Origin of the sequence: Methanoculleus sp. (assembly GCF_020696975.1) — an archaeon.
Classification (GTDB): domain Archaea; phylum Halobacteriota; class Methanomicrobia; order Methanomicrobiales; family Methanoculleaceae; genus Methanoculleus.
The window spans coordinates 35,071-60,992 of the sequence record NZ_JAJGBK010000021.1 but is presented as its reverse complement, the minus strand read 5'-3'; the positions used below and the strand labels follow the sequence as shown (position 1 = coordinate 60,992).

The following is a 25,922-nucleotide window of genomic DNA, read 5'->3' as shown; positions in this document are numbered from 1 at the left end:
AAATCGCGCAAAAAAAGATTAAATAAACCGGGGCTTCCGGGAAAGGAGCCTCGGGGTATAGAGCGGCCGGAAGGGCTTTCCGGCGGTCTCCATCTTCACCGCCTGGACGAGTTCGCTCTCGGTCATCATCTCCTTGTAAGGCTTCTTCTTCTCCGAGAGTTTCCGGATGGTGACCGTGAGCCGGCCGGTCTCGGCCTCCTGGTCGCCGATCACCGCGACGTAGGGCACCCAGTCCATTCCGGCCTCGCGGACCTTCTTGTTCACGCTCTCGTCCCGGTCGTCGACGTCCGCCCGGATGCCGGCCGCGTTCAGGCGGGTGCCGATCTCTTCCGCGAAGCAGACGTGCCGCTCCGCCACCGGGACCAGCCTGACCTGGGTCGGGGCGAGCCAGGTCGGGAACGAGGGGACCTCCTGTGCCGCGGTGCCCTCGAGCATCGCGCAGATCACCCGCTCGATCGAGCCCGTCGGTGAGCAGTGGAGGATCGGGGGGTGGATCTCCGTCCCATCAGGGGCGTAATACTTGATATCGAACCGGTCGGCGCTCTCCACGTCGATCTGGACCGTCGGGTTCTCAATCGGCCTTCCCTGGGCATCGATCGCCGCAAGGTCGACCTTCGCGATCCAGTAGTGGGTCCGCTCCGAGAGGACCTCGATCAGCATCGGGACGCCTGATTTTGCGACGATCTCCTTCACCCAGAGTTCGTACTGCTCAAAGAAGTCCCGGGTGCACCGGAAGACCCCGACGAGGGGGGTCTCAAGGTCCTCGCCGCTCTTCCAGCCTATCGCGAGCTGCTCCTCGAACGCCGCAAGCGCGCCGTCCACGTCGCGGCAGAGGGTGTGCATATCGGGCATCGTGAATGCGCGCAGACGCTTTAAGCCGATCACCTCGCCCTTCTGCTCGTGCCGGAACGAGTAGGTCGAGAGCTCGTAGAGTTTCATCGGGAGGGTGTTCGGCGAGATGTGCATATCGTGCATGATGGAGAACATGCCGAAACAGGCCGCAAACCGGAGCATCATGTCGCGGTTGCCGCTCTTGAACCGGTACTGCCGCTCCCCGAACTTTGCGGCGTGTTCCGCGATCGCCTTATCGCCGAGGTCGTACATCACCGGGGTCTCCACCGGCATCCCGCCGTACTCGAGCACCTGAGAGAGGACGTAGTCAGAGAGAAGGTCCCGGATCAACTTGCCCCGGGGCATCCAGCGGTGGTGCCCGACGTCCGAACGTGGCTCGTACTCCACGAGTTCCTTCGCACGCATCAGGTCCACGTGAACCGGTTCGGCTCCCTCCGGCCCCGGGTATCCGAGCTCTTTTTTTATGAGCGAGGCAAAAGGCGTGTTTTCCTTCACGTAGCCGGCAGCGTCTCTTCGCTCCCCTTCGGGAGTGAGGACGAAGAACTCGTGCTGGATCTCCTTCTTCGGGGCGGCTGCCGCCCCTTCGCCGGGCACAATCGTCCGGGAAAGTTCCGAGAGCGGGTGACCCTTGCACGTGACGGTGAAAGCCTTGTACCAGCCGAACGGAGCGCGCTTTACGACGAACTCATCATTCGCGCTGAGAGCCTCCTCGATCCCCTTAAGGGCGCTCACCGCCGTCTCCGGCGCTGCAAGGTCGGAGGAGAGGTGGGCATAGGGGTAGATCATGATATTGGTGGTGCCGAGCTGCCCGGCAGTCGTGACGATCTCGTCTACCGCCTGCCTGATGACATCCTCGATGTTCTCCTCGTCGACAGACTCAACCGCGCAGAAGACGGCGAGCGCCTCATCGAGGGCGTCCTTCTGGACCGCATCCTCTTCGGCGACCTTCGTCTTCTTCCGGGCCTCGTATTCGATATGATCAGAGTGGATTAGAAGAAGTCGCATTGGTATCCCCAGTTGAATCGTTCAATATCTGTTTTCCTGCTATATAGTGCATAACGCTCTCCGGGCGGGAGCACCTGGCGCCCCGCCCGCCCCTTCCCGGCAGGGGAAGGGGTGTGTGAGATTTGCCGGATTGCCGGCGCGGGGTCACGCGTGACGCGCGTTCTCGTGGTAGCGGGAGAGGGTCGCCTGCCGCTGGTCCATGTACTTCGCGTCCTGCTTCATGTTGTACGGGCGCGCGGCACGATCCGTGCGGTAGAAGACCAGCTGCCCGATCGGCATCCCCGCGTAGACCTTGACCGGCCGGGCGTTCACGTTGCACATCTCGAGCGTGATCGTCCCCCGGAAGCCCGCGTCGATCCAGCCTCCCGTCTGATGGAGTTCGACCCCGAGACGCGCGATGCTGCTCTTCCCCTCGATGCTTGCCACGATGTCGTCGGGGAGTTCGATCGACTCCAGGGTCTCGGCGAGGAGAAACTGCCCGGGAGCAAGGACGATCGAATCGGCCACCATCTCCTCGGTCTTTGCGCAGACGGTCTCCTTCTCGTAGGGGTCGATCACCGTATCTCCCGGGACGTACCAGACAAAGTGGGAGCCGAGCCTGATATCGAGGGAGTTTGGCTGGATCAGGTCGGGATCAAAGGGTTCCACCCGGATATGCCCGCGCCTGATGCGGTCTTCTATCTGCCAGTCGACAAGAATCATTCCCTTAGATCTCTCCTGCAAACTATTCTTTGTTTTCGAGATGCCACTCCGTCCGGCGCATCAACCCATGAAGTGTGCTCGCCTCGCGGATGGTCAGCTTCGTCCGGCCGAGCACGCGGCGGATGAGGACCATCGTGTTCTCCCGCTTGAAGTCCGGGTGGTCGATCCGGTCGAGAAACGCGTCGATATGCCGGTAGAGCGAATCCATCTCGACGGACCCCGCGAGCGGGTAGGTCCCGCGCGGCAGGTTCGCGAGTTCGTAACTGAGGATGCCCACCGCATGGGAGAGGTTGAGGATAGGGTAGATCTCCGATGTCGGGATGGTGCAGATGAGGTTCGCTCGCTTAAGTTCGGTGTTCGCGAGACCCCAGTTCTCCCGCCCGAAGAGGATCGCGACCGTCCCGTCGATATCCGCGACGATCTCCCTGACCTCCGCCGGCTCGTAGTAGGGCATCCGCATCGGGGTGCAGACCGACTTGCTCACCTCGCCGGTCGTCGCGACGACGAAATCGAACTCCCGGTAGACCTCCTCGATCGTCATCCGGCGGGCGTTCTCCAGGACGTCACGGGCGTGGGAGGCGCGCATGAAAGCGTCGTCGCCGAGCGGGCAGGGGTTGACGAGGACCAGCCGGGTAAACCCGAAGTTCTTCATCACCCGGGCGGCAAATCCGACATTCCCCTCGTAAAGGGGTTCGATGAGGACGATTGAGATCTCAGGCATGTCTCACTGTACCGCCCGGACCGTCGCCCGGAGCACATCGACTCCTTCTTCGTAAACCGCGTTTCCTACGACGATTGTATCGGCAATGCGGCCCATCTCCGCGGCCTGCTCCGCCGAGCGGATACCGCCGCCGTAGTAGAGGATGGCATCCTCGACTGCGTCGGCGGCCGCCTGCACAATGCAAGGGTCCCCGTAGGTCCCGCTGTACTCGATGTAGACGATCGGGAACCGGAAGTAACGGTCCGCCACCTCTGCGAACGCGGCAACATCCTCGGCCGAGAGGGAGCAGTCCGCCCCCGTCACCCGTCCGACGGCGGAGTTCGGGTTGAGGACGATGTAGGCCTCAGGCACCACCATCTCCCAGTCGACGCTGCTCGCGCGGCGGAGCCAGGCGTAGTGCTTCCCGATGATCCAGCGGGCGTCGTTTGTGTTCATCACGCTGGGCACGAAGAGGTGGTCGATTGGCCCGTCGAATATAGCGCAGTCGGGGCTCGCCGGTTCAACCACCAGCGGCAGCCCGTAGGCAGAGACCAGATCCAGGAGTTCGTGGAGGTTCTCCCGTGTCACGTTCAGGGTGCCCGAGAGCATCAGGGCGTCGGTCCCGCTCGTCACGATATCCTCGATGGATTCCTGCGGGAGGTGTTTATCGGGGTCCAGTTTTGTCACGTGTGCCCAGGTCTTCCAGTTCGCGTGCATGGTGTCACTTCAGATAGCCGATGTAGTCGTGGAGTCTGGTCTCTGGGATACCGGTGATCGAGGAGACCTTCTCCGGATCCGCTTCGCGAAGCGTCGCGGCGTCGTATATGCCTGCAAGGTAGAGCCTCTCAACGGTCGCCTCCCCGAGGCCGGGGATCTCCAGAAGTTCTTTTCGCCCGCGTTCGAGGGCTGCTTTGGTGACCTTCGCAGGAGTGGGGCGGCCGAGGTGCCTGCAGACCATATCCACATGTTTATGTACGGTCTCCGGATTAATGCCGGTTTTGCTTGCAAGGTAGGGGATGGGGAGATAGCAGAAGTCGTCGGGGGTTGCTACGCCGCCGGCCTGATACTTCTTCAGGCTGACAGCGGGGACCCCGGCTTCCCGGAGGGCGCGCTCGTTGCAGAGCCCGCGGGCTGCCGCAAGAAGTTCCGTTGCCACGGCATCGCCGAGCCCGGCCTTCTTCAGGGTCGCGGGTTCGGCACGGGAGAGCGCCTGGATGTCCCCGATCCCCTCTTCGAGGAAACTTTTGATGATCTTCGCATGGCTCCGGCCCTTTCGTGGGGGGACAACCTTCCGGACGAATTTTCGGAGTTCCGAACGGCGCCGGAGGATCTCGAGGGCATCTTCTGCCTCCCGGACGAGGGTTTCGGCCTCCCCGGCACCGACGCCGACAGTCTCCATGAGGTCGTGAGGCTGCGTGCCCGCGATCTCAGAGACCGTGTAGATGTGGTGCTTGTGCAGGCGCTGCACGAGGTCGTCGGTCATCGAGGGCATCATCCGGAGCGCCTCGACGTTCGAGGCGATATGGGTGCAGAGCGGGCAGCCGATATCCCATGGGCGAGAGCCTTTCCGGATGAGGCGGACATGGGCGAGGTTGTGCTTCTCGCAGGTCTGCTCGATCCGGATTGCCCGCCCCCAGGTGCTGCCGGGCAGGCTGATGTTGAACCGGCACTCGGGATAGCCGGTGCACCCGATGAACTGGGAGATGCCGAGATGCCGGATCCGCAGATCGTGGCCGCAGACCGGGCAGGGGCCGACGGTGTGCTCCTCAGCGGTCTGCTCCATGATCTCGGTGCCGATCTCCGCCTCGTGCGCTTCGAGTTTGTCAAAGACCCGATGCAGCATCTCGCGCGACTCGGTGATGACGTCGTCGCGGGAGCGCTGGCGCTGCTTGATGAGCTGCATATGCTCTTCAAGCGTCCGGGTCATCTCGGGCTCCGTAATCGTCTCCGCGTGGTTATCGAGCGCGTCGGTGACGGCTCTCCCGACGAGCGTCGGGCGGAGCGGGTTCCCTTCCACGTAGCGGCGGGAGACGAGTTTGCCGATAACTTCGTGCCGGGTGCTCTTCGTGCCGAGGCCGAGTTCCTCCATCACCTGGATGAGCCGGCTCTGGGAGTAGCGTGCCGGCGGCTGCGTCTGCTTCTCCTCAAGGTTCACCTTCTTGATCGGCAGCCTCTCGCCCACGGCAAAGACCGGGAGGATATTCTCTTTTGCTTCCGAGTAGGGGTAGATCCGGCGCCACCCGGGGGAGAGGAGCCGGCCGCCTGTTGCCGTGTAGGGCTCGCCCGACGCGTCGAAGAGGCACTTCGTGGTCATCCATGTCGCATCGGGGGAGAGGGTCGCAAGGAACCGGCGGACGATGAGTTCGTAGACCTTCCATTGGTCCTGCCCGAGGGCCTCGCGGGTCGCGGCGCCCGTCGGGTGAATCGGCGGGTGGTCGGTGCTCTCCTTCTTGCCCCGGGTCGGGACGGGGCGCCGGTGCTGCTGCACCCAGGCGACGTCCTTATCAAAGACCCCTCCCCGGAGGGTGTCCAGGATCCCGTTCAGGTTCAGGGACTTCGGGTAGACCGTGTTGTCGGTCCTCGGGTAGGAGATGTACCCGTTCATGTAGAGGTCTTCGGCGATCCGCATCGCGTTCGCCGCCGAGAGGCCCAGACGGCTCGCCGCGACGATGAACGTCGTGGTATCGAACGGCGCCGGCGCCCGGTCGGTCTTCTGCCCCTCTTTCACGTCCGTGACGATGAGCGGCTCCCTGGTCGCCGCCTCGGCGGCGAGGCCCTCCTCATGGTCGGTGAACCGTCCTCTGGTATGCCGCGCCTCCACCGGCATCCCGTCTTTCTCGGTCGCAAGCGAGAGCATCCAGTAGGTCTGGGGGACGAAGTTCTCGATCTCGCGCTCACGCTCGACGATCATGGCGAGCGTCGGGCTCTGGACCCGGCCGACGGAGAGGATGTTCTTGCCGCCCCGACGGGCCGCAAGGCTGATGAACCGGGTCAGCGACGCCCCCCACATCAGGTCGACCGTCTGGCGGGTCTCGCCGGCGGCCGCAAGAGCGAAGTCGAGGTCGGTCAGGTTCTCAAACGCGGAGCGGATCTCCGCCGGGGTAATTGCCGAGAACCGGGCCCGGTTGATCCTGACGCCGGGGTTCACCGCACGGACGAGTTCGTAGGCCTCTTTCCCTATCAACTCTCCTTCGGTATCGTAATCGGTCGCGATAGTGACGAGGTCGGCCTTCTTTGAGAGTTTCTGGATGAGGTTGACGATCTTCTTCTCGGTCGGCTTCTTGACGGTGCCCGCGTCGATGAGGCTTCGCGGGGTGTGGATTTCGCTTCGCCAGTTCGTGTAGCCGGGTTCGAAGTCCACCTCCACCACGTGCCCTTTGAGGCCTACCACCGTCTTCGTGTCAAAGGAGTAGGTGGATACGTTTCCGTCCTTCGACGCCCTCACCTTCTCGTTGCCGGCGAGGATCTGCGCGATCCGGTTTGCCGAAATGTTCTTTTCTGCGATGATCAGATGCACTGCGGATTACACCCCGCCTGTATCGATACTTTCGGCTACGATTCGCCCGAGTTCACGCGGGTCAGCCCGGCCTCGAGTCTCTTTCATCACCTGCCCTACGATGTAGTTCAGGGCGCCGTTCTTGCCGGCCCGGTAGTCCTCGACCGCCTGTGGGTTTGCAGCGATCACCTTCTCGACGACCTCTGTGAACTCGCTCTCTGTGGCCCTGGCCAGCCCCTCGCGATCGACGATCGCGGCGGGAGGTTCGCAGGGCTTGCCCGCGGCGCAGGTATCGAGCATCTCCCGCAGAACCTGGACGCCGGCCGCATCAGTGATGGTCTTGGACCGCAGAAGTGCGAGGAGTTCCGTAAAGCGTTCGGCAGGGACGGCCGCGATGCCCATGTTGCGGTAGTTGAGCTCCCCGAGAAGGGTGTCGGCCACCCAGGTGGCGGCGAGTGCCGGGTCGACGTGAGCGACCTCCTCATAGAAGTCGGCCAGTTTCAGGTCGCCGGTCAGGGTCCGGGCGTGGTTGAGCGATATGCCGTACTGAGCCATGAACCGGTTCTTCCGGGCGACGGGGAGTTCGGGGAGATCGATCTCCGCGACCCACCCGGCGACACGGAGCGGCCGGAGATCGGGCTCCGGGAAGTAGCGGTAGTCGTGCTCCTCCTCCTTGCCGCGGGCGGAGGTGGTGATCCCCCGCCCTTCCATGAAGTGCCGGGTCTCTCTCGTCACCTTCTGGCCGCGCCGGAGCAGGTTCTTCTGCCGGGTCACCTCGAAGGTGAGGGCCTTCTCGACACCCTTGTAGGAGGAGATGTTCTTGACCTCGACCCGCTCGGAGCCCTCGAGCGATATGTTTGCATCCACACGGAGCGACCCCTCCCGGTCGCCGTCAAAGACCCCGAGATACTCGAGGATTGTCCTGAGCTTGTTGAGGAACCGGCGCGCCTCCTGTGGTGAGCGCATATCCGGCTCGGTGACGATCTCAAGGAGCGGGATGCCGGACCGGTTGTAGTCGACGAGCGAGTACTTCGAGCCGCCCGCGACGTGGACGAGCCTTCCGGGGTCCTCCTCGAGGTGCACCCGGGTGATCCGGACGATCTTCTCGTGCCCCTCGTCGTCCTCGATCTCGACCGTCCCCTCTACCGCGAGCGGTTTGTCGTACTGGGTGACCTGGTAGGCCTTCGGGAGGTCGGGGTAGAAGTAGTTCTTCCGGGCGAACTCCGACTCTTCCGGCACCTTCATGTCGAGGGCTTTTGCTACCCGGAGGCCATACTCGACCGCCTTTCTGTTCAGGCGCGGGAGCGCCCCGGGAAGGCCGAGACAGACCGGACAGCAGTGGGTGTTCGGCTCGTCGTCGCGGTAGTCCGTCGAGCACCCGCAGAAGAGCTTCGTTGCGGTCGCGAGCTGGACGTGGATCTCAAGCCCGACAATCGTCTTCATGCCCTCACCTCCTGTTCGTAGGCAAACGCAGCGTCGACGACGCGTTCGTCCTCAAACTGCCTTCCCATCAGCTGGAGGCCCACGGGGAGGCCGTCCACCCTGCCGCACGGTACGGATATCGCCGGGATGCCGGCGAGGTTTGCGGGCACCGTGAGGATGTCGGAGAGGTACATCGAGAGCGGGTCGGACTTCTCGCCGAGGCGGAAGGCCACGGTCGGCATCGTCGGGCCGGCGATGATGTCCGCGTCGCGGAAGGCCCGCTCGAAGTCCTCCCGTATGTTCCGGCGGGCCACCTGCGCCTTCGCGTAGTACCTGCCGGCGTAGCCGGCCGAGAGGGCAAAGGTGCCGAGCATGATCCGGCGTCTGACTTCCGTGCCGAACAACTCCTGCCGCAGGTCCTGGTAGGCCTCGTGCCAGGTCTTCCTGGTGTCGACGGCCGGACCGTAGCGGACGCCGTCGAACCGGGCGAGGTTTGAGGAGGCTTCGCTCGTGCAGATGACGTAGTAGGCCGCGAGCGCGTGCCGCATGCCGGGGATGCTCACCGGGACCGTCTCGGCACCGAGCCCTTCAAGAACCCCGATGGCGTCACGGACCGTCTCCGCGACACGGGGGTCCACGCCTTCGCCGAAGTACTCCTCCGGCACGCCGATCCGGAGGCCTGCGATATCGGCCGTTGGCCCATGGTCGTAGGGTTTATCGAGCATCGTCGAGTCGCGGGGATCATACCGCGCGATCACCGACATCAGCCTTGAAGCGTCCTCCACCGTCCGCGCCATCGGCCCGATCTGCTCAAGGGAGTTTGCGTAGGCGATGAGGCCGTAGCGGGAGACCCGCCCGTAGGTGGGTTTGAGTCCCACGATCCCGCAGAACGCTGCCGGGCACCGGATCGAGCCGCCGGTATCGGTGCCGAGGGCCATCGGGACGAAGCCTGCAGCGACTGCGGCGGCGCTCCCGCCGGACGAACCGCCGGGCACCCGCTCCGGGTCCACCGGGTTTCTGGTGGGGCCGAACGCGCTCGTCTCGGTGGTGGTGCCCATGCCGAATTCGTCCATGTTGGTCTTGCCGACGATGGCGGCTCCTGCATTCCGGAGGAGTTCCACAACGTGGGCGTCGTACGGCGGTACGTAGCCTTCGAGGATCCGTGACCCGCAGGTGGTCTGTATCCCTGCCGTGGATATGTTGTCCTTGACCGCGACGGCTGTGCCGGCGAGCGGACCGTCGGTAAACGGCGCTGTGCTGCAGGTGGTGATGAATGCGTTGCAGCGGTCGTCCGGCGAGAAGTCGAAGGTTCCCGCCACTCACATCACCCTCGGCGCCTTGATGAATCCGTTCTCGGTCGATCCCGCATTCGCGAGGGCTGCCTCCTGCGAGAGGCACGGCCGGGGCTCGTCCTCACGAAAGACGTTCGTGATCCCGGCGGCCGGGGCGCCTTCGCCCACTACGGTGTCGAGAACCTCAAAGTAATCCAGGATTGCATTGAACTGGGTGGTGAACTCCGGCACCTCGTCTTTCGATATGCCGATATCTGCAAGTTCTGCTATATGCTCAATATCCCTCTCAGTTATCATGTTCCGCCCTACTGATCTCCTTTAAGTACCCTTGTACCGACTTTTTATAACCATTCCTACGAGCGAGCTGCTGGATTGCTCTCCAGATCCCGCTCCCGTATTGCATCGCTTTCTTCTCGGCCCGGGCCATTTCGGCCGGAATGTGCCGTTCTGCAACCATCCGCAGAGGGTGCTTTCGCACTCCGCCGCGCACCTTCTCCTCAGCCGGGATCGCCCTTGCGGCGCGCGCTACCCGGAGATCGAGGTACGGCATCGAGAAGTATGTCCCAAAAAGCGCCGCCACCGCCTGGTCCCGCATCCTCTGGCGCCCGAGATCCGCAAAGTCCCGCTCGAGTTCCGCCGCGAGGTCCGGGGAGGCGAGGTAGCGCGCGTAACCGCCGAAGAGCTCGTCCGCTCCCTGTCCGGCGAGGATCCGGGTGCACCCGTACTCTCCCGCCCATCGAGCGACGAAGTACAGGGTCGTCGCGATCGAGGCCTCGAGGGGGTTTGTCGGATCGGGGATGGTCCGAACCACCCGGGCGAGCGCCTCCGCGATCTCGTCTTCCTTCGGGGTGACGATATCGAGGTCGAGCCTCATCATCCGGGCGGATTTTGCCGCCCATGCGGTATCATGCGACCCGCGGAGTCCCACCGTCACGCAGGGAAGGTGAGCGAGCCCGGCGATGAGGGCCGAGTCAACGCCGCCGGAGAACGCCACCGCTCCCTCGTCGCTTCGGAGGTTGACCGCGGTGACGATTGCCTCCTCGAGGGTGCAGGACGGAGGGTCGGGAGCTATCCGGCCCACCTCCCGCCCGTTGCAGCAGATGGTCCCCGGCGGGACCGGGCCGGGCATGATCCCGAGTGCGTCGCGGGCGATCCAGTCGTCATGGGCGAGCAGGAACTCGCCGCCGCACCGGGCGATGGCTTCCGGCCCCTCACCGAGCATTCGCTCCACGTCAGTCGGTATAAGCCGCACCCCGTCACGTTCCATCCAGCCCTTCAGGTTCATGGTTGGCATATTCCGTAATCCGGCAGGTATCGCCGTGAGGTTCACGCGGTATGCGATCACCTCAAAAAACGGATCTGTGTCAGTGTTTGCACTGTTAAATTATAAATGTGCGTACACCGGCCGGCGCGAAATGCGGGCGGTTCGGAGGGTTTAAGCCTGAATCCGTCACCCCCTGGCGGATACGGTGATCCTGACCGGACGCAGCGTCACCTCGGGCGCGTGGCCCTCGGCAAAGGTGAGCGTCACCCGGCCGTCTCCGGAGGAGGACGTGCAGTTAACGACATCGGCATATATCCTTGTCTCGTGCAGCGTCTCGTTGCACGCCTCCCAGAGTGGCGTGTTCAGCGGAACCGGGAGGCCTGTATTGACCACGATTTCGATCGTGGGCGGTGATTGGGAAGTCAGGTTGATCTTCATCGTCTCCACCGACGTATCGAGCGAAAGCGTCCCCCCACGCCGTTTCCGCTCGCGAACGTCTGCTCCCACGAGAATCCCTGGGCGCTGGAGGAGATCGGGAGACGGCTGCTTGAAGCGCACGAACGCGCCCTCTGGGATGCCGATCCGGATGTTCTCGAAGGGTTGCGGGCGGCGTACCTGGAGATGGAGGGCTGGATCGAGGACCGGATGGGCGATGCCGGAGGCGACGTCCAGGGCGGTGCGGTTCGCGTGGTGACCGTGGGGGATGTAAAAGCACTGCGGGGAGCACGGGAGAAGGAGTGAGCGGCGTGAAGACGGCGATGGCGATAAGCGACGTTTCGGCAGAAACGGAGCTCGAGCACCGTCAGGTGCGCTACTCGTTAACGCGTCGCGCTCCACCGGTAATCGTCTTCGTGCGGCACGTTCCCGCTTTTCCCTCATTTCTGTTTTCGCAGTCTGAGCAGACATACCGTGAGAAGCAGTGCACCCGCTGCAGAAACTACCTCAAATCCCGGCGATGCGGGTGCCGCTGGATCTTCGAGCGGGATTGCAGACAGGTCGTTTCCATCGCTCACGACGATCGTTCTGCCGTCGGGAGACCACTGGTGCATCATGTATGCCGGATTATCAGGACCGAGGGGTGCGAGGTCCGATCCGTCGCTCTTCATCACCCAGAGCGCCCGGTCCCGCGACTCCGACCGGAAGGCGATCCTGGTACCGTCCGGCGACCAGACTGGTGATGTGTCCCGGTTTCCGGTTGTCAATTGCTCCGAACCCGATCCGTCGCTATCGATAACCCAGAGAGAGAACTCCGGCAATGTCCCCGGCGGTGACGCGACGACGTAGGCGATCCTGGCACCGTCCGGGGACCAGGAATACCCGGATACGCTCCCCTCGCTGAACGTCACCTGTGTCTTGCCCGTTCCGTCGCTCTGCATGGTCCAGATCTCCCGGTTCCCGGTTCTGTCTGCGAGGTATGCGATCCTGTCCCCCTGCGGCTGCCACAGGGGCAAACGCGCATCTCCATCGGTCGTCAGCTGCTTCTTGTTACCCCCGTCCGCGTCCATGATCCAGATGTCCGCTTCCGTGCGGATGGCCGAGAGGTTCACTTCCTGGATGGCCGCATCATCGAAGAGGCAGGAGGTATAGACGATCCCCCTCCCATCGGCGCTCCAGTCCGCCCCGTAGCCGGATAGCCCCGGAATGGGGACGATGCAGCCGCTTTCGGTCAGGCGCACCTTCCCGGTCCCATCCGGGTTCATCGTCCAGAGGTCGAGCCCTCTTCCACCGTCGGAGAGGAAGAGGAGTTTCTTCCCGTCCGGTGACCAGGGATCGAACTCGGTGAAAAGATTCCACGAACGGTCGTCCGTCACCTGCGTCAGGCCCCGGCCGTCGCGCTCCATCACCCGGATGCCGGCATGCACTCCGTCGGATGAGACGAAGGCGATCCTGGCACCGTCCGGCGACCAGAAAGGATACGAATTGAATGCCGAATCGTTCGTCAGCTGGACGACGGGTGCAGCCACTGCCGGGGGAGCGCACGCGATCAGCAGGAGAACGATACATATCGTTTTTCGGTTCATACAGGCCTCTCCTGTGCGTTTCATGGATATATAACGCAGGAAGCAGAAGCGTCCTCTCTACCAATATTCGTCCATCTGATGACCCAGACCCAACATTCGGCATGCACTTTTACTTCCACAGTATAGGAGGACGCTGAAGACGTCACAGCTAAATTGTCCGTACCGGACTGTATGCAGTAATCGGTATAGAGAGGTTTCACGATCTCACTCGAGCTGCCAGGCCAACTCACTTTGATCGTTGTACTGAGTTCGCAGCTCGTGAACGTGAACTGTTGACTATAATCAAAACATCCACTTACATACCAGTCTATTACAACATAGCGGGTACCGTCACCCCTCTGGTACAATTCTGCAGAATTAATCTTTGCCGATGCGTTCATTTTAACGTCCTGAACAGGACCACAAGAACCAATTGACATCACATCACTATCCTGTTTGGTGCATTTCCTTCCCATTGCAATACTATGTCACTCGAAATTCCGTAACAGTGCCTGGAGGAACACGGAACCGCAACGGCTATCCCCTGGCACCCAGCAGCCCTATTGCCCTCCGGGCACGCTTTTGGGGGCCGGGATACGACGGCAATCGGGGTTCCCGGCCCCCGTGGGATACCGTACACGGTGTCACCGTTCAAGGCGTCAACGTTCCCCCATATACCTTTTCTGTGACAAACATCGAACTGTCGTGGCTGTACCCGGGCCTTCGCATTCTCCTGATACGCGCTCGTTGTTCCATCTCCCGGCAGTACTGCCGACATCCAGTGGAAATATACCTCGGTCCCCGGATCGCGGGTATGAGTGCGTACCCCGGTAAGAATCCTGCATACCTCCCCCAAATACCGAAACCCGGCGGAATAATCAGCTTGCTTCCGATGCAGCCCTTCCCCGGGAGCGAATGTGCGCGCCCGTCTATCATCGGATATCCGTCCGCATGAACCGCGTGTATGCGACGGCAAAGACGACGACGGGCTAGAGGATCAGCGCTACCACGCTCGACCATATCTCGCCGAGTGTATCTTCAACGGTCGCCCCGGAGAGGTGTGAATCCTCAGGATCAGGATGCCCCTCAGGGAGCGTCCATCGAGCATCGTCAGGTGCACGTCCGGTGAACCGTCGTGCCCGGGAATTGCGTTCGTCGGGAGCAGGCGCGGAAGAGGTTCAAGGGATCTGGTTTTTCTTGTATCGGTTGGTCCCCGGGGCACTGTCCGGCATGCCGGGGAGTCAGGTACTGCGGTCCTACGGTTACGGCATCGCGGAAGAGTTCTGAGCGACTCCTTCCGTTTCGCCCAACCACTGTCCTCGTGCAGAAGCGGTCATCGTTCACACCGGTGAGATAGCGCCACCCTGTGCCGCGTTGGTAAAAAGATGTGGTGAAGGGACGTTTTTTTTTATCGCGATGATGGCCGTCGTTGCCGGTGATCGGACGGGATGCGGCGGCGCACCCCGCCCCGGGATCCCTTCACCGGCAGAGCGGCGTGAGTTTCTCGATCAGCCGCTCCACCTGCCGGACGGCCGTCCCGATGTAGGCGTCCGGGTCGAGGAGAGCGTCGAGTTCCTCGCGGGTGACGAACGCCGTGACCTCCGGCCGCTCGCCGAGCACCTCGGCGAGGTCCCGGTCTTCGGCGAGGGCCTGCATGCTCGCCGTCCGCATCACTTCGTGGGCCTCCTGCCGGTTCATGCCCCGCTTTGTGAGGTCGATCATCACCGACTCGGCGAGATTCACGCCCCGGAGCATCATCAGGTTCTTGCGGATGTTTGTCTTATTGAACTCAAGGCCCTCCATCACGCCGATCATCACCTTGAGGATGTGGTCGGCGAGGATCGAGGCCTCGGGGAAGAGCACCCGCTCAGGGGAAGAGTTCGTCAGGTCGCGCTCGTCCCAGAGGACGTTGTTTTGCAATGCCGGCTCGACCGCGGATCGGACGATGCGGGCAAGGCCGCAGACCTGTTCGCTCTTGATCGGGTTTCTCTTGTGGGGCATCGTGCTTGAGCCCACCTGCTTCTTCCCGAACGCCTCCGCAAGTTCTCCGATCTCGGAGCGCTGCATCAGCCGGAGTTCAAGCCCGATTTTATCGAGCGTCGTCGCGATGTTTGCAAGGAGCATGAAGTACTCCGCGTAGCGGTCACGCGCTATGATCTGGTTCGAGACGTCCACCGGCTGGATGCCGAGGAACTCCATCATCGTTGCCTGGATCTCGATACCGGCATCCCCGAGCGCCGCCTGGGTGCCAACCGCCCCCGTGAGCTGCCCGACGACGACCCGCGGGCGCATCTGGCGGAGCCGTTCCATGTGACGCGCGACCTCGCTTGCCCAGATCGCGAACCGGAGGCCATAGGTCGTCGGGACACCGATCTGGCCGTGGGTGCGCCCCGCGCAGACGAGGGTCTTCGTCTCGGCGCTCCGGGTGAGGAGAACGCAGAGGAGTTTGCCCAGTTTCTCCTCGATGAGAGCGAGGCTCTCGCGGACCTGCAGTGCGGTCGCCGTATCCAGGATATCGTTTGAGGTCGCCCCGTAATGGATCCACCGCCCGGCGTCGCCGCAGACCTCGGTGACGGCCTTGACGACCGCCATCATGTCGTGGTTGATCTCGGCCTCGATCTCCTTCGCCCGCTCAAGGCGTGCCTCGGGCGCGCAGGATGCGATCGTCTCCGCATCCTCGCGGGGGATCATCCCGTGCGCCGCCTCAGCCCGCGCCAGCGCCACTTCGGCCGTGACGATCGCCCGGAAGCGGTTTTCCTCACTCCAGACGGCCCGCATCTCGGGGGTGCCGTACCGGTAGTCGATGGGGTGGATTGCCATAGTAGAGAAGTGTTGGTATTCTCGCTACAAAAAAGAGGTGCCGCCCCTCTCCCCGCGCCGCAGGGCTCGCTGTCAGATCCATTTCTTCCTTCTGAAGTAGAGGAGCATCGCGCCCACGACGCCTATCATAAGGAGAATGACGAACGGGTAGCCCCAGGGCGAGTCCACGAACGTTATGTTCCGGACATTCATCCCGTAAAACCCGGCGATGAAACTTAAGGGAATGAAGATGGTCGCGACGATGGTGAGGAACGTCGTGATCTCGGCGAGCCGGTTGCTCTGATTTGAGGCATGAAGGTCCATCACGCCGGAGAGCGTATCCCGGGAATACTCCGCAATCTCGGCGGCCTGGATGCACCGGTCGTATGCATCCCGGAAGTACGGGACCGTCTCCTTCCGGACGAGGCCGGACTCATGGGCGGCAAGCGAACCGAGGACCTCCCGTGCCGGGACGGCCGCTCGCCGGATGGTCACGAGGTCTTCCTTGAGTTCGTAGATCTGCTTTATGGCAAGCGGGTCCGCGGAAGCCAGAACCCTGCCCTGGAGGTCTTCCACCCGGTCGTCGACCGCATCGAGGATGGCGAGGTAGACGCTCACGATTGCGTCGAGGAGCATGTAAACGAGGAAATCCGGTCCCGAACCCCGGAGAGTGCTCTGCTCGTTTCTGAGCATCTCCCGGACGTGCTCAAAGACGTGGAAGGACTGCTCGCGGAACGTTATGACGTAGTTCTCCCCGAAGATCAGGCTGATCTGCTCGCTTGCGACCCTGCCTTCTCTCTCCGAGAGCATTCTCGCGATGACGGCGACGTAACTCCCGAACTCTTCTACCTTCGGCCGCTGGTCAGGGACCGTGATATCCTCCATCGTGAGCGGGTGGATGCCCGCCTGTTCTCCCAGCACCACAAGTTCGTCATGCTCCAGCACCCCGACGATGTCGATCCAGGTGACTGTCTCCCGGCTGATCCACGACCAGGCCTTCGTGAGCTCAATGCATTCCTGCTCCTCAATGCGGTCCTTCGTGTAGTCCATCACCCGGATCGGGAGTATCCGACATGACTCTTCCGGCTGCATCTTCACCTCCGGACTCTTTGCCCCGGAGATGGGGACCACCCGGGGCTGTTCTGCCCTATCGCGTTCGATCGGGATATCCCGGCACGCGAGCGCCTGCTCCACCGGATCCGGGGTGACCTCCGGGAGGGTGCATTCGCCCCATGGTATAAAACGCCACCGCCGGGGCGATCCGCTCGCTCTCCCCCGGTGATCACGACGGGAAGGGAAGAGGAGTTCCTGTCTCCCGAAAGCCTCTCTGGATCAGATCCAGCCTCTCTTCCTGAAGTAGAGGAGCATCACACCCGCGACGGCCGCCATCGAGACGAGGGCCAGAGGGTAGCCCCAGGGATGGCTGATCTCCGGCATGTAGGCGAAGTTCATGCCGTAGACCCCGGCGATGAACGTGAGCGGGATGAAGATGGTGGCGATGATGGTGAGGACCTTCATGATCTCGTTCATCCGGCTGCTCTGGCTTGAGAGGTAGACATCGAGGGTCCCTGACATCATCTCACGGTAGGTCTCCACGGTCTCTGCAACCTCTATGGTGTGGTCGTAGACGTCCCGGAAGTAGACGAGTGTCGGTTCCTGGATCTGAGGCGACTCTCCCCGTTCGAGTTCCGCCACCATGTCACGGAGCGGCCAGACCGCCCTCCGGAGAGCAACCAGGGACCGCTTTAAGGCGTAGATCGCCTGCAGGGTCTCGTGGTCGGGATCTGCCACCACCTCTTCCTCTATCACCTCGATGCGTTCCCCGAATGCCTCGATCACGGCAAAATAGCCGTCGACGATCGTGTCCAGCAGGACGTAGAAGAGGTAATCCGCCCCCTCGGTCCTGAGCCGTCCCGACCCGGCACGCAGCCGCTCCCGGATGCGTTCAAATGCATCGCCCGGCTGTTCCAGGAACGACACAACGTAGCCCGTCCCGAGCACAAGACTGACCTGTTCGCTCCGGAACTCACCATCGCCGTCGGGAGCGAGCATCCGGACTGCAGCGTAGAGGTAGTCGCTGTAGTCCTCGATCTTCGGGCGCTGGCGGGTGTTCGTGATGTCTTCCAGGGTCAGCGGGTGGATCCCGACAGCCTCCCCGATTGCCTGGACCATCCCGGTCTCGTGGACACCGTCGATGTTGATCCAGGTAACCGCCGTCGGACGGAGGATGAGGGCCCGGAGGTCCCCGGACCGGGTGCAGGTCCACTCGTCGAGGCGTGACGCATCGTAGTCCATGACCGTGACGGTGACCGATCGTGCACGGGCAGGGCCGGTATAGACGGCTCCCCCGGCGTCAGCGTCCTGCCCCTCGGTCATCCGGCCCCGCCCCGCTGCTGGTCATCATGCCGGCTCATCGGAGATCAGGCTGGTTCCGGTCGAGAAGGGTATGCCAAAAATGGAGGGGTGCCCGGGGTTCACCTTCTTCTTGCCGCCGCCTCATCCTCTCCCTTTGCCTTCGCCGCGGCGCGGCCGATCAGGATAACCGCGATCACCGCGACGATCGTCACGACGATGGCATACACCAGCATTGCAACGAGTGTGCTCTGCTCTCCGAAGATGAGCGTGAAGAGTTCCTGGATGGCGCCGTTCCACGCGAGAGCTGCGACCAGGCCGAATGCGGCTGTGACGAGGGCCGCTATCTTATCGATGACCTCAGCCTTGAGTGACATATGTTCTCCTCCGGCGGGAGGTGTACCGATGACGCTATAATACTTTCGGCCGGGCCCGCTCTCCGGGGTTTATTGGCTGAATGAGTCTACAAAATGCGCTTATTGCCGACAAGGCCTGGTGATATCCTCGCTATGGCGATTCGTAGCGGTATCCCGGCATATCGGGCCCCGCTCCCCTGCCATTCGGTGACCGGTCCGACCTCCTTCACTTTCGCCCCGGGCACCCAAACTACATTGACGTCAGCCGTCGAATCTGTATGTAATGGATACCCTCGACGGCTGGTTCCCGTACCGGGAGTACCGGCCCAACCAGCGGGAGATGCTTGAGGCGGCTGCATCTGTCGCGCGCGACGGCGGCATCGCCATGATTGATGCCCCGACCGGGAGCGGCAAGTCGAGCGTGGTCTCCGCGCTCCTCGCGGAGAGCCGGGGACGCAAAGTGCTCGTCGCCGTCAGGACTATCAGTCAACTCTCGACGTTCATGCGCGAACTCGATCTCATCCGGAAGAGGCGTGGCGGCCTCAAGTTCGCCTACCTCATCGGCAAGTCCAGCATGTGCCCGCTCGGCGGCGAGGGGGATATCTACCGGCGGTGCGAGGGCGTCAAGGCCTTCTCGACGGCGCTGATGCGGGAGCGGGCGCAGAAGGGATCGCTCGTCCCGGCAAACGACCGCCAGATCCGGCAGCAGATCCGGAAGATGGACCCGGACCACCCGCTCATCTGCCCCTACTTCATCCACGGCAAATCTTTTGTGGAGCCTGAGGATGCCGGGCTGAAGATGATCCCGTCGGCGGCCCTGCGCGTCCGGGCCGAGCGGGTGAGCACCGAGCTCATCTGGCCCGACCAGCTTGCCGGGTTCTGCGGCGACATCTGCCCCTACGACACAATGATGCATGCCGCCCGGGAAGCCGATGTGGTGCTCGTGAACTTCTATCACCTCTTTGACGACATCATCCGGGAGCAGCTCTACCAGTCGCTCGGGGTTGAGGGGCACGATACCCTGCTGCTCATCGACGAGGCCCACAACTGCGGCGATGTCGTCCAGAGCATCGAGAGCGTGACGATCGAGGAGCGCGATATCGTCCAGGCCGAACATGAACTCGCCGGTCGGCGGCGCTCCCAGCACCAGGCGGACGCCGTCGCCCAGATCCTTCCTCAGATAACCCGGTTCATGGAGGCGCTCAAAGCCTCCCACGAGATCGAGGACTGGTTCGACCCCGCGATCTTCCAGCGGATGATCCTCTCCGGCACACTCTACCGGAGCATGGAGGAGGTCGTGGACGACCTCCTCAAGATCAGCGAGGGGATCCGCGAGAAGAACATGCAGGCGGGCGAGTTCCGGGAGAGCGCAATCGAGCGGCTGACCGAGTTCTTCTACCGGATCTTCCGGTCGGCGGCCGACCCGGCGTACCTGACGGTCTACCGGAAGGAGGATGACGGGACTGTGGCGCTTGAGGTCCGAAACATCGACCCGAGCACCAAACTCCAGGATATCGCCCAGGCGCACGCCTGCACGGTCCTGATATCCGGAACGCTCTCTCCCATCGAGAGTTACCGCCGCTACTACTTCGGCGACCTTCCCGTCACAACGATATCGCTCCCGAACTCCTTCCCCCCGGAGAACCGCCGCATCTTCTGCACAAGCGACATCACCACCGCCTACTCGATGCGCCGGGACAAAGAGAACCTCGCGCGGACCGAGGACTACATCACCACGTTTGCCCGCCTCCCGGGGAACCTCGCGATCTACTTCCCCTCGTACGACCTCCTGAACACGTTTGCAGAACGCTGCGCTCCCCGGATCCGGGGAAAGCAGATCTACATCGAGTCAAAGGATACCGCAGCCTCGGCCGGGATGCTTCGGGAGTTTATGGCCCTCCCCGGGACGGGCCGCTCGGGCATCCTCTTTGCGGTATGCGGCGGCAAGTGGAGCGAGGGCCTGGACTACCGGGGTGATATGCTTTCGGGAGCGCTCGTCATCGGCCTCCCGCTCGCCCCCTTCAACCGTGTCCGCAGGATGGTGATTGACTACTTCCGGATGAAGTTCGGCGAAGAGGGGGAGTTCATCAGCTACACCCTCCCGGCGGTCAACCGCGCGCTGCAGGCACTCGGGAGAGTGCTCCGGACACCCGAGGATCGCGGAATGCTTGTTGTCGGGGATAAGCGGTTCCTCGAGTCCCGGGTCCATGCCGGGCTGCCGCCGTGGATGCAGGAGGAGATGACCGCATGCACCATCGACCTCTTCAAGAAGGAGGCCGGTAAATGGCGATCGTGACCGGGTCGTGCCGGTTCGGCCTCTGGTACGTCCATGTGGCATGGCAGGACGACCTCATCTACCGGGTCCGGTTCGCCCGTGTTGAACTTCCGGGGCCGGTCCCGGAAGAGATCCGGCGCTACTGTGCCGGGCTGCCGGCAGACCTCACTTCCCTCAGAAGCATCGCAACCGAGGGAGACTCCACATCTGCCCGTATCTACCGCGCCGTCCGTACGGTCCCCTGCGGCGGGACCGTCACCTACGGCGATATCGCCCGGATCGTCGGGACCGCGCCGCGGGTGGTCGGATCGGCAATGGCACGGAATCCGACCCCGATCGTGGTGCCCTGCCACCGTGTCGTCGCGAAGACCGGTATCGGCGGGTTCACCCCGGATCTCTCGATCAAGGAGGCGCTGCTCGCCATGGAACGCCGTGCACCCGGCCCCTGTGCGTCGGAAAAGAGAGGAATTAACAGGTAACTCAACCTATATACTTGAGATGAAGATCGCAGTCCTGGGTGCGGGGGCGGTCGGCCTGACCATTGCCGCAAAATTATCCCGCGTTGCGGATGTCCACGCCGTCGCCAGGAAGCGGCATGCGGACGCGGTGCGGGAACGCGGATTCCTGCTGACTGGAATCTGGGGAGAGGGCACATACCGTTTCAGCTGCTCCGAGGATCTCCCCGATGCGTGGCAGGACGCCGACTACTACATCATCACCGCAAAGTCAACCGACACGGAGGCGGTCTGCCGCCAGTTCGCCGACGCCATCAGGGGGCGCGAGGTCGTGAGCCTCCAGAACGGGATCGGCAACGAGGAGATCATCGGGCGGTTCACCGATCGGATCATCGGCGCCATGATCATCACCGGGTTCGAGTGGCGGGGCGATGCATCGGTCCATGTCTCGGTCGAGGCGGCCCCGATGAAACTGGGCCGGTTCCCTTCCGGCATGGACGACCGGGTCGGGCTTCTCGCGGACCTCATCCGGAAGGCCGGCATCCGGGTGGAGGCGACCGATGCAATCCGGACCGATATCTGGAGTAAGACCCTCTACAACTGCGCGTTGAACCCGCTCGGAGCCGTCATGAACGTCCCCTACGGCGCGCTCACCGATCCGCACGCCTGGACGATCGTCACCGCGATTGTGGAGGAGGCCTATCGGGTGGTGGATGCCGAGGGCGTCACCCTCCCCTGGATGACGCCGGAAGCGTACCTGGAGCACCTCCGGACGACTCAACTCCCGCCGACGGCCGCTCATCATTCGTCGATGCTCCAGGACCTCACCCTGGGCCGGAGGACCGAGATCGACTTCCTGAACGGCGCGGTGGCGGCGCTCGCCCGGAGACACGGCATCGACGCGCCCTACAATACCTGCATCGCCGAACTGATCCGCTTCCGGGAGCGGCTCTGACGGTCGGGGGGAGAGGAGCATGCAGTCTGCAATAGTCCTTGTTGGTGGAGCGGCACGGCGCGCCGGGGGTCGGGAGAAGTACTTCTTCACCTTCCGGGGCGAGACCTTCATCGACCGTCTCATCGGTACCCTCTCTGAGGTGGTGGATGAGATCGTGGTGGTTGCCCGGGACCCCGAACAGTGTGAACGGTTCGGCCATCTCGGGGAGATCCGGTGCATACCGGATATCAGGAGGGACCTTGGACCTATCGGCGGGCTGCATGCGGGTGCCCTCGCAGTGCACGGCGAGTACATCTTCGTTGCCGCCTGCGATATGCCCTGCATCCACCCCGGGGTGGTGAGGATGCTCTTTGGGGCCGCGGAGGGCTACGATGCTGCCATCCCGAGCTGGAACGCCGATATGCTTGAACCGCTCCACGCGGTCTACCGGACGAGCGCACTCCTCGATTACCTTGAGGAGCACGAGTCGCTCTCGCTTCGCTCGATGGTGCGGAGCCTGAATGCCCGGTACGTGAGCGTGGAGAAGATCCGGGAGATCGATCCGGACTTGCTGACGTTCACCAACATCAATAACTTAAAGGACCTGGAACTGTTCGACCCGTCCGCAGAGCACGGTGGAGACGATGCGTGCAGGTCCGAACAGGGGCCGTCATAAGCGGGCCGGTACTCCGGGTCTTTCCCGGCGGTTCACCCTGTCTCATTGTTACCCCGGTATACCCCCCGGGCATGACCGCCAACCCGGGCTTCACCGGATCTATCCTAACCGCTCTCTGCGACGTGCTTGAAACCCTGGCGATGCCGTGCCATCCCGAACAGGGAGTTGAGCGTGTGCTCTGGACCCTCCGGCGTGTGAGGCCGGCCCGGCTCCCCGTAAGGGATATATACACGATCAGATAAGTCAGGGTCTGATGTTATCGGGGGAAGTAACTTCAGTTCACTCTACCATGCGAGGCCGGGCAGAGCCCGCGAGCCTGGTATTCGCGCACTCCGGGTACGGATCCCGCAGGTCCCGGACCAATCGGCTCTTTGCATCGCTCTTCCTGTTCTGCTGTCTCATCACTGCCCTGTGCGGGTTTGCATCCGCTGCGGGGGAGACCTATGCTCCTTTGTGGGAATTCGGGGCCGGCGATGCCGTCAGTTCTGTGGCAATCACGCAGGACGGTTCAACGATCGTTGCCGGTGCGGGCCGGGTGGTATACCTCGTGGATCGGGAGGGTGCCGTTATCTGGAGGACCCCTGTCGGTTCGCGGGTGAACGGTGTCGGGATATCACCCGAAGGGTCTTTGATCGGTGTCGCTGCGGACAAACTCTACCTCTTTGATAGAAGCGGAGATCTGGTCTGGACCGAGAAGACGACCTTCGTCTACAATGACGTGGCACTCTCCTCTAACGGAGCCTATATCGCCGCCGGGTGCGATAACGGCGCGATATATCTCTTTGATAAGAATAAGAAGACCCTCTGGGATTACGATATGGGGACCGATACTCACGGTATTGCCATATCGGATAACGGCCGCGTCATTGCGGTCGGGTGTGACAACCAGGGGGTCTATTATCTCAACAGCAGGCAGGGAGAATCATGGAGTTACGGCACCGGCAAGCGCGTGGAGGGGATTGCCCTCACCCCGGACGGGAGGTTTGTGGCAGCCGGATCGCTTGACCGGTGTGTTTACCTCTCGACGGGGCAGGGGGAGCACCTCTGGAAGTACCCGACCAGCGATGCCATCCTCTCAACAGCGCTGACGAACGAAGCACGAGAGGTCTTCGCCGCATCCGGCCGGACGGTCTATGTCCTCGACCGTACGGGAGCCGAGATCCAGAAGATCACCCTCAATGGTCGTGCGGAGTCTGTTGCCGTGACGCCTGACGGCACGTTCCTGGTTGTCGGGGGTGGCGACGGCGACCGGTTCATCCGTCTCTTCACGAGGGATACGGCCCTGCTCGAGAGCGGGGAGCCGGAAGAGGCAGTGGGAGGGGGGGTTGAACTCCCGACTCCGGTTGAGGACGACCTGACCCCCCTGCCGACGGCTGCAAACGAGAGTTCCGGCAGTGTCGTGGAGGCGGACGCCCGGGTGCCGGATGGGGAGGTCCCGATCGTCTCGCAGGTGCTCGGATGGGTGGAGAACATCATCTCCCTCTTCCTTGAGCCCCAGGAGGACTTCTTAGCCTGACTCCCCCTCTTCTGACTTTTTACGGGACGTTCTCAGACCCTGTGCCTGCTCCCGCTTGCGTCGCGTGTGTGGTGCCCGAACTCGCTTCCGAGCAGGACGTCGCCGGTGAAGACCGGCCCGTCCCTGCAGACCCGCAGGCCGTGCGGGTCGGTGCAGCATGAACCGCAGAGACCAACCCCGCACTTCATGTAACGGTGGAGGGAGAACTGCCCCCGCTCTGCACACCCTTCCCGGTCGAGGACGGCGAGCACCGCCTTCATCATGATCTCGGGCCCGCAGACGCATATGTGGGCGAAGTCGGCGAGGTCCACCCGTGAGATGAGCTCCGTCACGAACCCGTGGTGGCCGGCGGTGCCGTCGTCGGTCGCGACCATCAGCGTCGCATCTTCGCGTATCCGGTCCGCAAAGAGGAGCTCGGAGGCCGTCCGTGCGCCGAGAAGGAAGGTGTCCACATGCCCGGCCGTGACAAGCGGCAGCAGCGGGGAGGCCCCGACGCCGCCGCCGATGGCGAGCGTCCGCCCCGAGACGGCAAACCCGTTGCCGTAGGGACCGCGTATCCCGATACGGTCTCCCTCGCCCATCGCAAAGAGGACGGCGGTCGCGTCCCCTACCTTCTGGACGGTGATCGAGGACGGGGAGGAGAGGGCCATCGGAACCTCGTCCACGCCCGGCACCCAGACCATCACGAACTGCCCCGGCCGGGCGGCGATCTCGCGGTCGAAGACGAACGTCCTGATCGACGGCGTCTCCTCTACGATCCTCGTTATCGTAACCCCGAGAGGCATCTGCTCATGCATGGGCGCACCCCACGATCTCGCGTGCGTCGATGCCGTCGCGGCTGTAGAGGTCCTTTCCAATCGTAGCAAAGATATCGATGCCATCGATGACCGCGCTCCCGATCTCCACGGCGCTCGCACCCGCCATCATCATCTCGACGACGTTGTCGGCGGTGGAGATCCCGCCGCACCCGATAATCGGGATGGAGCAGGCCTCGTAGAGGTCGTAGACGCACCGGACAGCGATGGGGAAGATCGCTTTCCCCGAGAGCCCGCCGAAACGGTTTCCAAGCACCGGTCGGCGAAGGGCCGTCGATATCCGCATCGCCTTCACGGTGTTCACCGCAACGATCGCGTCCGCTCCGCCACGTTCTGCGGCTGCCCCGATCTCGCCGATATCGGCGACGTTCGGGGTGAGTTTCACCCAGGTCGGAACCCCGAGAGAGGCCACCGCCCGTGTGCACTCCTCCACGAGAGCCGGGTCGCTCCCGATCGCCGCCCCGTACCCCTCCGCGTGGGGGCAGGAGAGGTTCAGTTCGAGCCCGGAAGCCGTGCCGGCAAACCACCCGGCAACCGTCCGGAACTCTTCCGGCGTCCCCCCGAAGATGCTCACGATCACCGGCTCGTCCCGGAGGACGGTCAGTTCGTCCACGAATGCGGCCGAGGGGTTGGGGAGACCCATCGCGTTGATGATGCCGCCGTCGACGACGATCAGGCAGGGTCCGGGGTGTCCCTCCTTGGGGCTCGGGCCGATGGATTTCGTGACCACACCACCTGCACCGCTCGCGAGGACGCGGGCGAGCGACGCCCCGGTGGTTCCGAGGATGCCGGCCGCCAGAAGAAGATGGTTCTTCAACCGGATGCCACCGACCTCGATGGAGCCTGGATAAAGCGCAACCATTGAAAAAAGGTGGGAGTAGAGTATTATTATACTCTCGCGCCAAGTGTACTAGCAAAGGACGATTGAGCTCCGCTCTCCGGGGCCCGGATTCCGGTACGGAAGGCGGTAAGACGTCCCTTTCCCCTGCCGGATCGTTATTCTCCGTGAAG

23 protein-coding genes are annotated in these 25,922 nt (G+C 63.0%); 6 read left to right on the top strand and 17 right to left on the bottom strand.

What is annotated here, in order from left to right; all coding sequences use genetic code 11:
• Window positions 1-18: 18 nt before the first annotated feature.
• The 10 genes from QZ650_RS06140 to QZ650_RS06095 all read right to left on the bottom strand — a co-directional run bounded on the left by QZ650_RS06140 (window position 19) and on the right by QZ650_RS06095 (window position 11,171).
• Window positions 19-1,857: a threonine--tRNA ligase gene (locus tag QZ650_RS06140; RefSeq protein WP_292519833.1), complete on the bottom strand. Its 1,839-nt coding sequence runs from the start codon at window positions 1,855-1,857 to the stop codon at window positions 19-21.
• 144 nt (window positions 1,858-2,001) lie between these two features.
• A complete protein-coding gene (gene dcd, locus QZ650_RS06135; protein ID WP_292519831.1) occupies window positions 2,002-2,559 on the bottom strand; it encodes a dCTP deaminase in 558 nt (185 codons plus the stop codon).
• A gap of 22 nt (window positions 2,560-2,581) precedes the next feature.
• Entirely contained in the window at window positions 2,582-3,280 is a 699-nt protein-coding gene (locus QZ650_RS06130; RefSeq protein ID WP_292519829.1) for an RNA methyltransferase, read from the bottom strand.
• A gap of 3 nt (window positions 3,281-3,283) precedes the next feature.
• Window positions 3,284-3,976 (bottom strand): phosphoglycerol geranylgeranyltransferase, encoded by a 693-nt coding sequence (locus QZ650_RS06125; RefSeq protein ID WP_292519827.1) that lies wholly within the window; start codon window positions 3,974-3,976, stop codon window positions 3,284-3,286.
• Between the two features lie 4 nt (window positions 3,977-3,980).
• Window positions 3,981-6,776: a DNA topoisomerase I gene (locus tag QZ650_RS06120; RefSeq protein WP_292519825.1), complete on the bottom strand. Its 2,796-nt coding sequence runs from the start codon at window positions 6,774-6,776 to the stop codon at window positions 3,981-3,983.
• A gap of 6 nt (window positions 6,777-6,782) precedes the next feature.
• Complete coding sequence (gene gatB, locus QZ650_RS06115; protein ID WP_292519823.1) at window positions 6,783-8,198, bottom strand: Asp-tRNA(Asn)/Glu-tRNA(Gln) amidotransferase subunit GatB; 1,416 nt, start codon at window positions 8,196-8,198, stop codon at window positions 6,783-6,785.
• Window positions 8,195-9,496: an Asp-tRNA(Asn)/Glu-tRNA(Gln) amidotransferase subunit GatA gene (gatA, locus tag QZ650_RS06110; RefSeq protein ID WP_292519821.1), complete on the bottom strand. Its 1,302-nt coding sequence runs from the start codon at window positions 9,494-9,496 to the stop codon at window positions 8,195-8,197. Before gatA ends, gatB begins: the two co-directional genes overlap by 4 nt.
• Complete coding sequence (gatC, locus tag QZ650_RS06105; protein ID WP_292519819.1) at window positions 9,497-9,766, bottom strand: Asp-tRNA(Asn)/Glu-tRNA(Gln) amidotransferase subunit GatC; 270 nt, start codon at window positions 9,764-9,766, stop codon at window positions 9,497-9,499. It lies immediately after the preceding gene.
• A complete protein-coding gene (locus tag QZ650_RS06100; RefSeq protein ID WP_292519817.1) occupies window positions 9,756-10,763 on the bottom strand; it encodes an asparagine synthase C-terminal domain-containing protein in 1,008 nt (335 codons plus the stop codon). The genes gatC and QZ650_RS06100 overlap by 11 nt, the downstream gene beginning before the upstream one ends.
• A 156-nt stretch (window positions 10,764-10,919) precedes the next feature.
• Window positions 10,920-11,171 carry a hypothetical protein gene (locus QZ650_RS06095; RefSeq protein ID WP_292519815.1) on the bottom strand — a complete coding sequence of 84 codons (252 nt, stop codon included), beginning with the start codon at window positions 11,169-11,171 and terminating at the stop codon, window positions 10,920-10,922.
• On the opposite strand from QZ650_RS06095, the gene QZ650_RS06090 reads away from it, so the two are divergent.
• Window positions 11,148-11,474 carry a cobaltochelatase subunit CobN gene (locus tag QZ650_RS06090; protein WP_292519813.1) on the top strand — a complete coding sequence of 109 codons (327 nt, stop codon included), beginning with the start codon at window positions 11,148-11,150 and terminating at the stop codon, window positions 11,472-11,474. The genes QZ650_RS06095 and QZ650_RS06090 overlap by 24 nt on opposite strands.
• 134 nt (window positions 11,475-11,608) lie before the next feature.
• On the opposite strand, the gene QZ650_RS06085 is transcribed toward QZ650_RS06090, so the two are convergent.
• From QZ650_RS06085 to QZ650_RS06065, 5 genes are all read right to left on the bottom strand, one after another.
• Window positions 11,609-12,754: a peptidase S9 gene (locus QZ650_RS06085; protein WP_292519811.1), complete on the bottom strand. Its 1,146-nt coding sequence runs from the start codon at window positions 12,752-12,754 to the stop codon at window positions 11,609-11,611.
• A gap of 1,458 nt (window positions 12,755-14,212) precedes the next feature.
• Complete coding sequence (gene purB, locus QZ650_RS06080) at window positions 14,213-15,553, bottom strand: adenylosuccinate lyase (protein WP_292519809.1); 1,341 nt, start codon at window positions 15,551-15,553, stop codon at window positions 14,213-14,215.
• Between the two features lie 72 nt (window positions 15,554-15,625).
• The gene (gene corA / locus QZ650_RS06075; RefSeq protein ID WP_292519808.1) at window positions 15,626-16,726 is read right to left on the bottom strand and encodes a magnesium/cobalt transporter CorA; all 1,101 of its coding nucleotides are present in this window, start codon (window positions 16,724-16,726) and stop codon (window positions 15,626-15,628) included.
• Window positions 16,727-16,864: 138 nt separating this feature from the next.
• Complete coding sequence (gene corA, locus QZ650_RS06070) at window positions 16,865-17,908, bottom strand: magnesium/cobalt transporter CorA (RefSeq protein ID WP_292519807.1); 1,044 nt, start codon at window positions 17,906-17,908, stop codon at window positions 16,865-16,867.
• A 98-nt stretch (window positions 17,909-18,006) separates the two neighbouring features.
• On the bottom strand, window positions 18,007-18,261 hold the full coding sequence (locus tag QZ650_RS06065) for a DUF5654 family protein (protein ID WP_292519806.1): 255 nt from the start codon (window positions 18,259-18,261) through the stop codon (window positions 18,007-18,009).
• Window positions 18,262-18,523: 262 nt separating this feature from the next.
• Here QZ650_RS06065 and QZ650_RS06060 point away from each other — a divergent pair, with 262 nt between their 5' ends.
• The 5 genes from QZ650_RS06060 to QZ650_RS06040 all read left to right on the top strand — a co-directional run bounded on the left by QZ650_RS06060 (window position 18,524) and on the right by QZ650_RS06040 (window position 24,096).
• Window positions 18,524-20,536: an ATP-dependent DNA helicase gene (locus QZ650_RS06060; protein ID WP_292519805.1), complete on the top strand. Its 2,013-nt coding sequence runs from the start codon at window positions 18,524-18,526 to the stop codon at window positions 20,534-20,536.
• Window positions 20,524-20,994 (top strand): methylated-DNA--[protein]-cysteine S-methyltransferase, encoded by a 471-nt coding sequence (locus QZ650_RS06055; RefSeq protein WP_292519804.1) that lies wholly within the window; start codon window positions 20,524-20,526, stop codon window positions 20,992-20,994. Before QZ650_RS06060 ends, QZ650_RS06055 begins: the two co-directional genes overlap by 13 nt.
• 19 nt (window positions 20,995-21,013) lie before the next feature.
• A complete protein-coding gene (locus tag QZ650_RS06050; protein WP_292519803.1) occupies window positions 21,014-21,925 on the top strand; it encodes a ketopantoate reductase family protein in 912 nt (303 codons plus the stop codon).
• Between the two features lie 19 nt (window positions 21,926-21,944).
• The gene (locus QZ650_RS06045; RefSeq protein WP_292519802.1) at window positions 21,945-22,580 is read left to right on the top strand and encodes a molybdenum cofactor guanylyltransferase; all 636 of its coding nucleotides are present in this window, start codon (window positions 21,945-21,947) and stop codon (window positions 22,578-22,580) included.
• Between the two features lie 451 nt (window positions 22,581-23,031).
• Window positions 23,032-24,096: a WD40 repeat domain-containing protein gene (locus QZ650_RS06040; RefSeq protein WP_292519801.1), complete on the top strand. Its 1,065-nt coding sequence runs from the start codon at window positions 23,032-23,034 to the stop codon at window positions 24,094-24,096.
• Window positions 24,097-24,128: 32 nt separating this feature from the next.
• Here QZ650_RS06040 and QZ650_RS06035 read toward each other — a convergent pair whose 3' ends face one another.
• Complete coding sequence (locus tag QZ650_RS06035; protein WP_292519800.1) at window positions 24,129-24,893, bottom strand: dihydroorotate dehydrogenase electron transfer subunit; 765 nt, start codon at window positions 24,891-24,893, stop codon at window positions 24,129-24,131.
• Window positions 24,886-25,773: a dihydroorotate dehydrogenase gene (locus QZ650_RS06030; protein WP_292519799.1), complete on the bottom strand. Its 888-nt coding sequence runs from the start codon at window positions 25,771-25,773 to the stop codon at window positions 24,886-24,888. Before QZ650_RS06030 ends, QZ650_RS06035 begins: the two co-directional genes overlap by 8 nt.
• Between the last annotated feature and the right edge of the window lie 149 nt (window positions 25,774-25,922).

Coding starts and splice junctions, on each gene's coding strand:
- QZ650_RS06065 (WP_292519806.1), bottom strand. CDS start 18,261: ATGTCACTCAAGGCTGAGGTCATCGATAAGATAGCGGCCCTCGTCACA.
- purB (WP_292519809.1), bottom strand. CDS start 15,553: ATGGCAATCCACCCCATCGACTACCGGTACGGCACCCCCGAGATGCGG.
- QZ650_RS06035 (WP_292519800.1), bottom strand. CDS start 24,893: ATGCATGAGCAGATGCCTCTCGGGGTTACGATAACGAGGATCGTAGAG.
- QZ650_RS06130 (WP_292519829.1), bottom strand. CDS start 3,280: ATGCCTGAGATCTCAATCGTCCTCATCGAACCCCTTTACGAGGGGAAT.
- dcd (WP_292519831.1), bottom strand. CDS start 2,559: ATGATTCTTGTCGACTGGCAGATAGAAGACCGCATCAGGCGCGGGCAT.
- QZ650_RS06045 (WP_292519802.1), top strand. CDS start 21,945: ATGCAGTCTGCAATAGTCCTTGTTGGTGGAGCGGCACGGCGCGCCGGG.
- QZ650_RS06055 (WP_292519804.1), top strand. CDS start 20,524: ATGGCGATCGTGACCGGGTCGTGCCGGTTCGGCCTCTGGTACGTCCAT.
- QZ650_RS06030 (WP_292519799.1), bottom strand. CDS start 25,773: ATGGTTGCGCTTTATCCAGGCTCCATCGAGGTCGGTGGCATCCGGTTG.
- QZ650_RS06085 (WP_292519811.1), bottom strand. CDS start 12,754: ATGAACCGAAAAACGATATGTATCGTTCTCCTGCTGATCGCGTGCGCT.
- gatB (WP_292519823.1), bottom strand. CDS start 8,198: ATGAAGACGATTGTCGGGCTTGAGATCCACGTCCAGCTCGCGACCGCA.
- QZ650_RS06100 (WP_292519817.1), bottom strand. CDS start 10,763: ATGCCAACCATGAACCTGAAGGGCTGGATGGAACGTGACGGGGTGCGG.
- gatC (WP_292519819.1), bottom strand. CDS start 9,766: ATGATAACTGAGAGGGATATTGAGCATATAGCAGAACTTGCAGATATC.
- QZ650_RS06095 (WP_292519815.1), bottom strand. CDS start 11,171: ATGAAGATCAACCTGACTTCCCAATCACCGCCCACGATCGAAATCGTG.
- QZ650_RS06050 (WP_292519803.1), top strand. CDS start 21,014: ATGAAGATCGCAGTCCTGGGTGCGGGGGCGGTCGGCCTGACCATTGCC.
- QZ650_RS06060 (WP_292519805.1), top strand. CDS start 18,524: ATGGATACCCTCGACGGCTGGTTCCCGTACCGGGAGTACCGGCCCAAC.
- QZ650_RS06125 (WP_292519827.1), bottom strand. CDS start 3,976: ATGCACGCGAACTGGAAGACCTGGGCACACGTGACAAAACTGGACCCC.
- QZ650_RS06140 (WP_292519833.1), bottom strand. CDS start 1,857: ATGCGACTTCTTCTAATCCACTCTGATCATATCGAATACGAGGCCCGG.
- corA (WP_292519807.1), bottom strand. CDS start 17,908: ATGACCGAGGGGCAGGACGCTGACGCCGGGGGAGCCGTCTATACCGGC.